At 65.8% G+C, this 12,207-nt stretch carries 12 protein-coding genes and 1 tRNA gene; 6 read left to right on the top strand and 7 right to left on the bottom strand.

Annotated features, from left to right (window positions below):
- Positions 1-10 precede the first annotated feature (10 nt).
- Positions 11-790, bottom strand: coding sequence for an MlaE family ABC transporter permease (locus FO044_RS00245; protein WP_132992704.1), 780 nt, complete (start codon positions 788-790; stop codon positions 11-13).
- A 271-nt stretch (positions 791-1,061) separates the two neighbouring features.
- Between FO044_RS00245 and FO044_RS00240 the strand changes: the two genes are divergently transcribed.
- Positions 1,062-1,706 carry a TetR/AcrR family transcriptional regulator gene (locus FO044_RS00240; RefSeq protein WP_235831381.1) on the top strand — a complete coding sequence of 215 codons (645 nt, stop codon included), beginning with the start codon at positions 1,062-1,064 and terminating at the stop codon, positions 1,704-1,706.
- A 9-nt stretch (positions 1,707-1,715) separates the two neighbouring features.
- Here FO044_RS00240 and FO044_RS00235 read toward each other — a convergent pair whose 3' ends face one another.
- The 4 genes from FO044_RS00235 to FO044_RS00220 all read right to left on the bottom strand — a co-directional run bounded on the left by FO044_RS00235 (position 1,716) and on the right by FO044_RS00220 (position 6,244).
- Positions 1,716-2,960 (bottom strand): benzoate/H(+) symporter BenE family transporter, encoded by a 1,245-nt coding sequence (locus FO044_RS00235; protein WP_132993392.1) that lies wholly within the window; start codon positions 2,958-2,960, stop codon positions 1,716-1,718.
- Positions 2,961-3,192: 232 nt separating this feature from the next.
- Positions 3,193-4,032, bottom strand: a complete 840-nt coding sequence (locus FO044_RS00230; protein ID WP_132992703.1) for an SDR family oxidoreductase — start codon at positions 4,030-4,032, stop codon at positions 3,193-3,195.
- Complete coding sequence (locus tag FO044_RS00225) at positions 4,029-5,162, bottom strand: hypothetical protein (RefSeq protein ID WP_132992702.1); 1,134 nt, start codon at positions 5,160-5,162, stop codon at positions 4,029-4,031. Before FO044_RS00225 ends, FO044_RS00230 begins: the two co-directional genes overlap by 4 nt.
- Before the next feature lie 65 nt (positions 5,163-5,227).
- Entirely contained in the window at positions 5,228-6,244 is a 1,017-nt protein-coding gene (locus FO044_RS00220; protein WP_132992701.1) for an AraC family transcriptional regulator, read from the bottom strand.
- Between the two features lie 70 nt (positions 6,245-6,314).
- Between FO044_RS00220 and FO044_RS00215 the strand changes: the two genes are divergently transcribed.
- Both FO044_RS00215 and FO044_RS00210 read left to right on the top strand, forming a co-directional pair.
- Entirely contained in the window at positions 6,315-7,283 is a 969-nt protein-coding gene (locus tag FO044_RS00215) for an alpha/beta hydrolase (protein WP_132992700.1), read from the top strand.
- A gap of 108 nt (positions 7,284-7,391) precedes the next feature.
- Complete coding sequence (locus FO044_RS00210; RefSeq protein WP_132992699.1) at positions 7,392-7,949, top strand: DinB family protein; 558 nt, start codon at positions 7,392-7,394, stop codon at positions 7,947-7,949.
- A 74-nt stretch (positions 7,950-8,023) separates the two neighbouring features.
- Here the strand turns inward: FO044_RS00210 and FO044_RS00205 are convergent, their stop codons facing one another.
- Complete coding sequence (locus tag FO044_RS00205) at positions 8,024-8,407, bottom strand: DoxX family protein (protein ID WP_132992698.1); 384 nt, start codon at positions 8,405-8,407, stop codon at positions 8,024-8,026.
- A 79-nt stretch (positions 8,408-8,486) separates the two neighbouring features.
- Between FO044_RS00205 and FO044_RS00200 the strand changes: the two genes are divergently transcribed.
- Positions 8,487-9,395, top strand: a complete 909-nt coding sequence (locus tag FO044_RS00200) for a sigma-70 family RNA polymerase sigma factor (RefSeq protein ID WP_132992697.1) — start codon at positions 8,487-8,489, stop codon at positions 9,393-9,395.
- A 74-nt stretch (positions 9,396-9,469) separates the two neighbouring features.
- Positions 9,470-10,381, top strand: coding sequence for a DAPG hydrolase family protein (locus FO044_RS00195; protein ID WP_132992696.1), 912 nt, complete (start codon positions 9,470-9,472; stop codon positions 10,379-10,381).
- A gap of 116 nt (positions 10,382-10,497) precedes the next feature.
- Here the strand turns inward: FO044_RS00195 and FO044_RS00190 are convergent.
- A tRNA-Leu gene (locus FO044_RS00190) sits at positions 10,498-10,583 on the bottom strand.
- 261 nt (positions 10,584-10,844) lie between these two features.
- Here FO044_RS00190 and FO044_RS00185 point away from each other — a divergent pair.
- On the top strand, positions 10,845-12,167 hold the full coding sequence (locus FO044_RS00185) for an FHA domain-containing protein (RefSeq protein WP_132992661.1): 1,323 nt from the start codon (positions 10,845-10,847) through the stop codon (positions 12,165-12,167).
- The last annotated feature ends 40 nt before the right edge of the window (positions 12,168-12,207 follow it).

Here is a 12,207-nt window from a genome sequence, read left to right as displayed (position 1 = left end):
CGATGCCACGTCAGATCACCTGCACCGGGATGAACAGCGCGGTCACCTGCGTGATGATCACGTTGATCACCATCGACGCCACGATCCCCAGCACGACCGCCGCATTCACCGCGTCGGCCACTCCGCGAGCGCCGCCCGCCGCCTCCAGCCCGCGACGGCTCGCGATGACGACCACCACGAACCCGAAGATGACGGACTTGAGCAGGCAGATCCACAGATCCGTAGTCGACGCGTAGGCGCCGAAGGACTGCCAGTACGAACCCGCGACGACACCCTGCCCGACCACGGCGACCACGAAGCTGGCGATGACCGCGATCACGATGATCAGGACCGCGAGCACCGGCGCCACCAGGACCATCGCCACCATGCGCGGAGCGACGAGCCGCCGGGTCGGATCGATGCCGAGCGTGCGCATCGCGTCGATCTCCTCACGGACAGTTCGCGCGCCGAGGTCGGCGGTGATCGCGGACGCTCCCGCACCACCGAGTAGGAGTGCAGCCGCCATCGGGGCCCCCTGCTGAATCACGCCCATGCCCCCGACCGCGCCGGCCATCGACGTCGCACCCAAGTTGCTGGTCAGTCCGCCGATCTGAACCGCGACGATGACGCCGAAAGGGATCGCCATGAGGAGCGCGGGAAGGACTGTGATGCTCAGCAGGAACCAGGCCTGCGTGACGGCCTCCCGAATCGGGAACCGACCGGTGACGAGGTCGCTGACGGCGATGACCGGAGTGCGGGCGCCGAGTCGCACGGTGCGACCGAAGCCCTGCACACTCTGCGCCATCGCCACGCCGCGGACCTCTCGTTCGAACGCTGATCACCGACCGGTACTGAGACTCGATAGCCGGTTCTGTGTCAAAAGTGACCTCGGCCATCTTCACACATAATCATGTCGTTCATCACGCAGAGTCCAACATCTCCCTGTTAAGCGCGCGACTTGATGATGTTCGCCGAGATCCCCGACGACTCCACTCGGCCCGCATTCTCGAACCACTGAGACGGACTACCTATTCGTGATTCACTGATCTCCGAATCGCATCGCACCCAGATCGGAGGAATCGGTGTCTTCTGCGGGGCCCCTCTCGGCGGAACCTCCGTCACCGGACGCACCGCAGGCGGCTGACTCGCGAGACGAGACGCTGCGCCGACAGCAGGACCGGATCCTCGAGGCCGCCGCTGAGGAGTTCCGCGCGGCCGGTGTCCGGCACGCGAACGTAGAACGGATCGCAGAGCACGCGGGCGTGAGCCGCAGCACGCTGTATCGCCGATTCCCCAGCAAGGACGACCTCCTCGGCGCAGTGGTCACTCGATTCCGGCGGCAGTTCGTACGCGAACTGAGCGAGAAGCTCCTCGGTCTCGATCCCCGGGCCACGGTGGTCGAGGCCTTCTGTCTCGCGATGTCGCACTTCAATCACGACGAACTGCTCAAGCGCGTCCTGGGCGACACCCCCGAAGCCGTCGACGTGCTGGTCGGCTTCAGCGCCCCGCAGGTGAAGGACATGGTCGACGAGTTCAGCCGCGGCATCGTCAGCACCCTGCGCGCGGCCGGTGCGTGCATGCCCGAGCATCAGCTGCGTCTTGCCGCCGAGATCCAGGTTCGCATGGTCACCTCGCTGATCACGGCGCCCTCGCACGTGCTCGCCATCGACGACGAGAAAGCCCTCCGTGAATTCGCCGAGACGATGCTCGCTCCGATGATCTGGTGAGGAACGGGGTCAGTCCGCCTGCGCGTCGGCCTTCGCCCGGAAGTCGCTGCGTTCGATCGCCAGAGAGACCAGAACGCCGGCGACCAACCCCCAGAACGCGGAGCCGATGTTGAGCACCGTGAGGTCGGAGACCGTCACCAGGAACGTCACGAGGGCGCCCATCGTGAACCGCGACTCGAACGCCGAGCGGAACGAGTTCTGCAGCGCACCCAGCAATGCGAGGCCGCCGACGGTCGCGATGAACGCCCCGGGCATGGCCTGCATCAGTTCGACGAAGAGCGGCGCGAACAGTCCGACGACTATCGCCAGCACCCCGAACACCAACGCCGCGATGTACTGACGGTCGCGACGTCCACCCGCCACCAGCAGGGCATTGGTCGGACCCGCCAGGCACGACGAGACCGAGCCGACGCCCGCGCCGAGCACGGACCACAGTCCGCAAGCGACGGTGACCAGGTTGACCGGGGCCCGGTGCCCCGCGGCACGGAGTACCGCAGTTCCCTGACCGTTCTGAACGACGATGACGGTGATCGCCAGCGGAATCACCAGTTCCATCATTCCGCGGACGGTGAACTCCGGAGCCTGCAGGACCGGTGACGCGATGGGCGAACTCGCCTGGTCGTCCATGTGGAACTTCCCAGTCGCGGCAACCGCCGCGATCCCGACCAGGAACGCGCCGATGATCGGCGGCATCAGCTTCATCGCGGTGCGATGCGAGTGCAGGGCGAAGAACGCGATGACGATCGGGAGCGCCACCCACGGCTCCGACCCGACGGAGTTCACGATGTCGAGGCCGAACTGCAGGAACACGCCCGCGACCATGCCCATCACGATCGGCGTCGGGAGCGCCGCCATCACGTTGCGCACACGCCCGGTCAGCCCGACCAACAGGATCAGCAGACCGGTGACCAGGAAGGCGCCGAGCACTTCGGGCCAGGTCAGACCGTTCTTCAGCGAGGCGCCGACGAGCACGGTCCCCGGAATCGTCCAGGCGAACGCGAGCGGCATTCGGTACACCCAGCTCGCGATCAGCGTGAGGATGCCGTTGAGGACGAAGACGCCGAAGATCCAGGAGGTCAGTTCGGCGGTGCCGAGGTTTCCGGCCGCGCCCGCCGCAAGAATCACCGCGACCGGGCCGGACGCGGAGAAGATCAGGCCGATGATCCCGTTCACGATGTAACCACCGCCGAGGTCGCGCAGCACCGATGACGGCCGCAGGAGTCGATGCCCCGGCCGTTCGATCACTCCGGCGATCGTCGAATCACTCTTCGACGGCTCTGTTTCCTTCTCGGGGGCGGACACGGCGTCTCCTTGTCCGTACGTGAGGCACGGCGGTGCGGGTAGCTGCTCGGGTGAACGCTACCGCCGCAACTGCGTGAGACAAGGACTCACTATCGCGAGATTGATCGCACCGCGTTATCGCCGCAGGCCCAGCGGCGGGCCGGCACGTAGCGAAGGTGAGCCGCTGAGGATCACCGACGCCGCGTCACACCTTCTCCGACTGCTGGATGCGGGCCTGGATCTTTCGCTGCTTGCGTCGAGCCGCCTTGATGATGAACGGCATCAGCGCCCGTCCGATGCGAGGCGACGCAGCTCCTATGCGGGCCTGCGCGCCGCGCCATTTCGGCAAGGAGGTGACCTCTCGCGGTGCATCGAGGACCTTGCCCACCGCGGTGACGACGTCCTCCGGCGACAGCAGTTTCCCGGAGAACGACAGCGCCGACGAGGGGTCGTCGAGCTTGTCGTAGAGCATCGGAGTCCAGATGCCATCGGGGCAGATGCACGAGATGTCGATGTCGTCGATCCCGGCGAGCCGCAGATCGGCCACCGTGCTCAGGCTGAAGCCGACGGCCGCGTGCTTGGATGCGGCGTAGACGGCCTCGCCCGGCACCGGTGTCAGGCCCGCGAGGGAGGCGATGTTGACGACGTGGCCGCCGGCCGATCGCTCCCGCATCGTCTTGATCGCGGCGACGGTTCCGTAGATCGTCCCCAGTCCGTTCACCTCGAGCATCAGGCGGTGCGTCGACGGGTCCTGGGTCCAGGCCTCCCCGGTGATGAGCACGCCGGCATTGTTGACCCACACGTCGAGGCCGCCCGCGGTCTCCACGATCCGATCCGCGGCGGCCTGCACCTGCTCGGGATCACGTACGTCGAGCGCCATCGGCGTCGCGTGGGGACCGATCTCCGCAGCGGCGGCGGTCGCGAGGTCAGCGTCCAGATCTGTCACGAGTACGCGGTACCCGCGTCCGACGAGGAGCTCGGCGATCTGCTTCCCCAAGCCGCGGCCGGCGCCGGTGACGACGGCACCGCCTCGTGCTGCAGTCACTTGAGACCTGATTCGATGGTGCCGTAGTCGATGCCGCCGTGGACGTAGGTCGGCACCACGGGCCAGAAGCGCTTCCACGGTGCGAGTTCGGTCGACGGCAGGATCTGCAGCCACCGCGGGTCGTCACCGCATGGATCAGCCATCGTCTTCTCTTTGATCATCGAGTCGTACTGGTCGAGCGAGTCCTCGAGGGTGTTCGAGTTCGGGCAGATCTCGCGTCCGAACTGCTCGTGATACCTGCGGACGCCCGGAATCTTCGAGAGCTCCGGCTGCCAGTTGTCCAGGGAGATGCCGTTCTCCGACGAGACCCAGACACCGTCCTCGGTGTTGATCACGAGCGAGTGGTTGCCATCGGTGTGCCCGGGTGTCCACAGCAGTGAGACGCCGACGCCGAGTTCGATGTCGCCGTCGAAGGTGGCGAACTTGTCCGGATCCACCCCGCCGAGGCTGCCGTCGACGTACCACGCCCACTGCATCGGGTGCATCGATTGGAGGGTGGCGAGCTCACGGCTGTGAACGAGCATCTTGGCATCGCCGAACAGCGGTTCACGGGGCGCGCTCTCGCCTTCGATCACCTCGGTGGAACCGAGGATCATGCGCGAGTCCTGCACGTGCAGGTGGTCGAAGGTGCAGAAGTCGATGTCGTCGCGGGACAGTCCGAGCTTCTCGAGGACATCACCCGGCTCGTTGTACTGCTTGTAGATGAAGTCCGTGAACAGCTTGCCGCCGGGAACCTTGTCGGCCAGCTTCTGCAGGTTCCGGTAGTACGGCGCCTCCGCAGAGCCGTCGGGGACGGTGGGTTCGAAGACGAGGGTGCGCGGGGTGCCGTTCCAGTCCTCGTACTGGACCACGACCATCCGGTTGATCATCGAGAGGATCGGGAGGCTCGGCACCGACACCGCATCGTGGAACGCGTAGTTCACCGGGTACGGCGCGGCAGCGATGTCGACGGACTTCGCCGCACGGATGACGCCCTGCTCCTTGAAGCGCTTCTTGTACGCCGCGGCGGCGTCGCGCACCGCGTTCAGCCGATCGCCGCGCGGCCAGACGTCGTGCACGCCGTCGAACTCGGGGATCGAGCGCGCACCGATCTGCGTCAACCGGTCGTCCAGTACTTTTTCGTCGGCCATCGTTCACTCCTGCTCGGTGGTGCTGTTTTGTAGGAGTTTAGGCGATTCCGATTACGAAACTTGCTTCAACGCGACAGGTTCTGTTTTCTCAAGGTCCGCGGTGAGACGCCGTACCACCGCTGCACCGCGTGCGTCATCGCCGACTGCTCGGTGAAGCCCACCGACTGCGCGATCTCGTCGAGTGGGTCGTCGCTGCCGGTCACCAGTCGGAACACCGTCTCTCGCCGGACCCCGTCCCGGACCTCTCGGAACGTGGTTCCCTCCGCCCGCAGCTGTCGTTGCAATGTGCGGGGATGGGTGACGAGGAGTCGTCCGACATCCTCGATGCCAGGGGCCGAGGCCAGTGCCCCGGCGATGACGCGCTCCACGCGAGTGGTCGTCCTGACGTGCGGATTGTCGGGGAACGTGCTGGCCAGGTAGTCGATCGCCACCTGCCGGATGGTGTCGTTGCCACTCGCGAGAGTCCGGCCGAGGAGCCTGCGCTCGATGCGTATCGCGGGTGTCGTCTGGTTGAAGCGCACGTCCGTGCCGAAGAACTCGGTGTAGCGCGAGATCGGCGATATCGGGCCGTGCGGGAAGTCGACCGACCGCAGCCCGACCGTGTCCTCGATGAGCAGTGTCGCGATCTGGAACATCAGTCCTATGCCGAGTTCGATTCCCTGACTCGAGTACGGCGACTGGAGCAGGTCCTTCCGGTACGTCACCGCGACCACCTCCGGACGTCCGAGCGGATCGTCGTCGACGGTGACGTGCAGTGCCGGGCTGTGCACGAACAGGAAGCGCGATGCGGCGCGAAGCGCGACGTCGAGCGTCTCGGACGCCTGGATCGCGATGGCCAGCGGCCCCAGCACGCTGACGTCCTGCATCGTCGCCATGCGCAGTCCGAGGTTGGGACAGTTCAGTTCGAACGCCGCCGCATCCAGCATCGCGTCGTGCGCGGTGATCGACACCGGCGCGTCGCCCTCGGCGACCGCATCGGCGGAGATACCGAACCGTTCGAAGTACTCGCCGGGCCCGGCGCCCAATTCGGCGAGCAGAACGGGGAATCCGCGCAGACTGGAGGCGCGGATCGTCGGGCTCATTCCGCTGATCGTAGCCACCCGATCCACCGCGGCGCCCGATCCATGTCGTGGTGGTCGCTATATTCGAGCGATGGTCGATCACTCCGAGGCGCACCGCATCGCCGAGACTGCGCACATGTCGCCGAGCCCGCTGACGAACGCCATGTACTGGGGTGCGCGCGGCACACTTCGTCAGATCTACCGGTCCTGGCCCCTCAGCGACCGCGGGATCAAGTCCCTGGCCGCCGTCGAGCGCGCATTCACCAAACTCCCGAACACGCTTCCGGTCCGATTCACTCCCCGTGCGCTCGGCGAGGTTCCCGTCGAGGTCGTCACACCGACGGATGCGGACGACGTCATCGACGACTGCGCCGTCCTCTACCTCCACGGCGGCGGATTCCTGTTCTGCGGCACCGCGACTCACCGGCGGATCTGCTCACGCCTGGCGGTGAACACCGGCGCGTCGGTCTACTCGGTTCGGTACCGCCAGCTTCCCGATTTCGGTGCGGGCGCCGGTGCGGAAGACGCTTACGCCGCGTACACCGCATTGCGTGCCGAGCTTCCCGCTGACGTCCGTATCGTCGTCGCCGGCGATTCCGCGGGCGGATTCCTGGCCGCGAAGGTCTGCGAACTCTCCGCCATCGACGGCGTTCGGGGCCCGGACGCACTGGTCGGCTACTCCCCGCTTCTCGACCTCGAGGCGCCGACCAGCGAAGGTCCATGGACCACGCGCGACGCTTTCCAGCCCGCCGCCACCATCACACGAGCTCAACGGCTCTGGGATCGCGGACCGACCGCGCTGCGCGGGAGCGCCGTCCTGCAGACCGTCGACCCAGCCTGCTTTCCGCCGACCTTCCTCACCGCATCGGTCGACGAGCATCTGGATTCGGCGATTCTCGAGCTGACCGAGAGCATCTCCGCGGCAGGCGGGGAGGTAGAGACCCACCGCTGGCTGCGCGCCGTGCACGCCTTCCCGGTCCTCGACGCGCTCACGCGCGAGAGTCGTGAGGCCTCCGAACTGACCAACGCGTTCCTGCGGCGGGTGCTCGGCGGCAGGTGACACCGTTGCCCGCACATCGCCGCAGAATAGCCCTGCGGACGGAAACTGACCGGTATGCCTTCTAACGTGGAATATGCACCCACCGAAGGCACTCCGAGAGGACATCCCATGGCCGGCACCTACACCCCCGTCACCCTCAGCGTCGACGTCACCGGAGAGAAGGCGGACCTGCTGACCCTCCTCAACGATCAACGTGCACTCCTGAAGGTCACCACCCGCAACCTCAGCGAGGAGCAGGCCCGCTCCGCGTCGACGGTGAGCAGCCTGACCCTCGGCGGCCTCATCAAGCACGTCGCCCGGGTGCAACGCGATTTGACGCGCCAGATCATCGAACGCGACGAGAAGGCGGAGATCGATATGACCGCGCTCGCCGACGCCTATGAACTGCGCGCGGACGAGACGTTGGCGGAGTCGCTCGACGAGTACGACCGCGCCGCAGCGGAGTTCGACCTCCTGATCGCGAGCGTCGACAGCCTCGACGAGCAGATTCCACAGCCGACCGCACCGTGGGATCCCGAACCTGCGCCGTGGAGCGTCCGCCGACTCGTGATGCACATGCTGCGCGAGACCGCCCACCACTGCGGGCACGCCGACATCATCCGTGAAGCTATCGACGGACAGACCACCATGGGCGCCATCACCGAAGGACAGTCCTGGGAGGCGTGAGATCTCCACCTGCCGGATCGGCAGGTCCGTCCCGCCGACGCCGCTGACGGCCTCATCGTCGGCCCGAAAGCCGATCAGCTGAAGGGAGCCAGATCGAAACGGCCCCAGGCCAGGAAGGCGAACGCAGCGAGGAACATGACGTCCCCGAACATCAGAGCCCATTCGCTGCGCCGGAAGCGGGTTGTTGCCGCACCCGACATGAACAGCATCAGGCCGCATGCGGCCAAAGGCACCAAGACCGTTGCGATACCGGCGATCGCCGGGAGCACGAGACCCACCGCGCCGGTGAACTTGACTGTCCCGATCGCTTTGATGTGCCGTGCACTGAAGTCGTCCACCCAGTGCTGACTGGCCGCCAGTGACCGGTACTCGCCCTTCGGCATGAGGACCTGGGCCGCGCCTCCGATTCCGAATGCGACGGCGAGCACTCCCGCCATGATCCACAAGATGGTGTTCATACGATTCTCCTCCGTGGTTACCTCGGTCCATGAGGACCCGTCATGAGTTGTGACGTACTACGACGACGAGAGGTAACCGATGTCGAATCCGGCACAGCTCAGCGAGTACTTCGAAGGTGAACGTTCCCGGCTCAACGCGGTGGCCTACCGACTGCTGGGATCTCGCACCGACGCAGAGGACGCCGTTCAGGAGACGTGGCTACGGCTGGCCGGTCAGGACGCTGGATCGATCGAGAATCTGCGCGGTTGGCTCACCACAGTGGTGAGCCGGATCGGCATCGACATGCTCCGCGCACGGGCGGCGAGGCACGAGACGTCGATGGACCGTGATCCGTCCGATGCGATCGTCACTGACGTCGTCGTCACCGCGGACAGAGACTCCCCGGAGGACACCGCCGTGCTGGCCGACAACGTCGGGGTGGCCCTCCTGATGGTGCTGCAGTCACTGCGTCCGGATGAACGGCTCGCCTTCATCCTTCATGACACCTTCGCCGTCCCGTTCGCCGACATCGCGCCGATCCTCGGCAAGACGCCCGATGCCACCAAGATGCTGGCGAGTCGGGCACGGAGGAAAGTCCGGCACCATGAGCGTCACGACGGGAACCTGCAGGAGCAGCGCGAAATCGTCGATGCGTTCCTGGCCGCCGCACACGACGGCGACTTCGACGATCTCGTCCGACTCCTCGATCCGGACGTGACATGGCACCGAGTGACTGCGCACGGAACGACCACGCAGGTAGGCGAGTCCCACGTGACGGACGCGGTTCGCCGAGGCCAGTCGTCTCGCGTGAGCGCCCATCGTGTGCTCGTCAACGGCGAACCCGGAATCATGTCGTGGGGCCCGACGGGAAAGCCTCTGAGCGTCATGGCCTGCACAGTTCGGCATGGGTGCATCGTCGAGATCGTCTCGATCATCGATCCAGCCCGCCTGGGAGAGCTGGACCTATCCGACGTCGGTCCCGACGGACGCGATAACAACCGATCCTGAGAGACACGACCGTGCCAGGCATATGGTTGCGCGGAACGAGCACGTTGCCCACTCGATGCACAGGAGAACCCCACATGCGCTACGTCCCCACCGCGGCCGATCGAGCCGCAGCTCCCGCGTCATATCCTAGCGAGGCAAGGTATCTCGGCTATCGCGACGACGACTATCAGTCACCCTGGGCCCCGTACTTCCAGGAAGAGTCACAGCCCGTCCAGGAGCATGTGAAAGACGCGCTCATCTCCGGCCCCTCGCCCTCAGAATACGGTTTCAGCGTCGACGAGGCGGCCGACGTCATGTCACGCCCCGGCTACCGGAAGTTGGAAACCGGCTACACCGAGATGGACGACGGCCAGCTCATGGTCGCGGCCCTCACCAAGATGCCGAATGTGACCGGAGAGATGTGGGACTGGTGGTTCGGGTGGCACGGCACGGACACGACCCGTTACAAGCTCTGGCACCCGGACGCCCACTACTACTCCGCGATGGGTCAAGACCGCAGAGCCAACCGTGAACTGACGGACCGGCAGCGGTACATCGACAACGTCTCCTACGTCGACGAATACCTTGGCGAAAAGCGCAGTCCACTGACCGTTCGGTTCTTCGACCCGACGAAGCTGGGTTTTCCCGAAGCGCCCCGTGGTGGAACCACGGTCGTCGCGAGGGGTGGCCTCAGCACGCTGCCCATCTCGTTCGCCTGGCTCATCCATCAAGTCCGTCCCACCGACGACGGCTGCGAGATGCGCAGCCGTTTCATCGTCAACAGCTTCGAAGTCCTCGACCTCCCCGCCCACTCCGTGACCAGCCCCGCCGGCAAGATGCTCGCCAACCCGCTGACACGCAAGGTTGGTCGAGCACCGATCGCTAAGGTCGGTCGGCAGGATCTGCGAGTCTTCGGACCCGACATGTTGCAGCACTGCGCCCAGGAAATGAATCACCTCGCCACATTTCTGCCGAGCCTTTACGAAGAGTTCCGCGATATCCCCTGACTGGCGCGAGATCCGCAGACACCGTGCGGCGGCATGGTTGTTCCCAACGACAAAAACGAGGTCACGAACTCTTTCGAGTTCGTGACCTCGTTGGTCGCAGCTCGTGGAACCGCTCCTGGTGGGCGAAGGGGGACTTGAACCCCCACGTCCCGAAGGACACTGGCACCTGAAGCCAGCGCGTCTGCCATTCCGCCACTCGCCCGTGGCTTGCCCACCGCAGAACATATGCCCGCGTGGACCCGAAAACGATAACACGGCCCCGCCGGGGAAAGTAAACTCGTGGCGCCGAACCGACTCCGACCTGCGATGCAGCGGACTGACAGCAGCCCACAGGGATGCCACACGTGTGACGAAATGCAACTCGTGGGGCATGCGGGCAGCATCCGACTTGCCCGATCGGTAACATCGACAGGCACGGTATGCACGCCGACACGCCACAGCGCACTGAAGGGAGCCGGGACGGGTGGGATTTCTCGACCGCTTCGAGCGGAAGCTCGAGTCCGCCGTCGACGGTGGATTCGCCCGAGTCTTCGGCGGCAAGGTAGCTCCGCAGGAGATAGAGCAGAGCCTTCAGCGGGAAGCCGAACTCAACATCGAGGACCTGGGCGACGGGGCACGCCTCGTCGCCAATAGCTACGTCGTGTCGCTCAGTCCGTCCGACCTGGACCACGTGTCAGCAGAGTACGAACTGAACCGGAAGATCTTCTCCCGCCATTTAGAGGACTTCATCCGCGACAATGGGTGGCAGACTTACGGCCCTGTGGTCGTAGAGTTCGATCAGATACCGTCACTGCACACCGGCCAGTTCAATACAGCAGGCATCGTGAACCCTGATGCCACACCACGCCCGGTTACCGCGTCCGCCGCGGCCCCGGGACCCGCAAGTCCCCACCGAGGAGCCCCAGCTATGACCAACAACCCCGGAAACGACCAGGGCGGCCAGTACCCCGGCTACCCGCAGCAGGGTGGACAGCAGTACCCGCAGTACGACTACGACCAGCAGTATGACCCGCAGCAGGGCGGATACGAGCAGCCCGGTTACGACCAGGGCTACGCGCCCCAGCACGGCGGCTACGAGCAGGGCGCGTACGACCAGGGATACCCGCAGCAGGGTTACGCGCCGCAGGGATACGACCAGCAGTACGCCGCACCCGATCAGGGATACGCACCCCAGGGCTACGACCCGCAGTACCAGCAGGGCGGATACGACCAGGGCTACGCACCCCAGGGGTACGCACCGCAACCCGGATACGACCAGTCCGGCTACGACCAGGGCTACGCACCGCAGGGATACGACCAGCAGTACGCCGCGCCCGATCAGGGATACGCACCCCAGGGCTACGACCCGCAGTACCAGCAGGGCGGATACGACCAGGGCTACGCACCCCAGGGGTACGCACCGCAACCCGGATACGACCAGCCCGGTTACGACCAGGGCTACGCCGCACCGGCGGCCCCCGCCGACCCGGGTTACGCGCAGCCGCAGGGCGGCTACGCACCGAGCGGCATCACGCTCGTGCTCGAGGACGGCAGCAGCCGGACCTTCTCACTGCGCCAGGGCTCCAACGTCCTCGGCCGCGGCCAGGACGCCCAGTTCCGCCTCCCGGACACCGGCGTCTCGCGTCGTCACGCCGAGATCCGCTGGGACGGGCAGGTCGCGATGCTCACCGACCTGAACTCCACCAACGGAACGACGGTCAACGACCTTCAGGTCAGCAGCTGGGAACTCGCCAACGGCGATCGGATCCGTCTCGGCCACTCGGACATCACGGTCCGTTTCCAGTAGGCAGTCCGCATAAGATGCTGTCGGGGGATGTCTGCATCCC

The sequence above is a fragment of the Gordonia zhaorongruii genome (assembly GCF_007559005.1).
In the GTDB taxonomy this organism is placed as follows: domain Bacteria; phylum Actinomycetota; class Actinomycetes; order Mycobacteriales; family Mycobacteriaceae; genus Gordonia; species Gordonia zhaorongruii.
The sequence above is the reverse complement of the archived record's forward strand: the minus strand, read 5'-3'. Positions and strand labels throughout refer to the sequence as shown.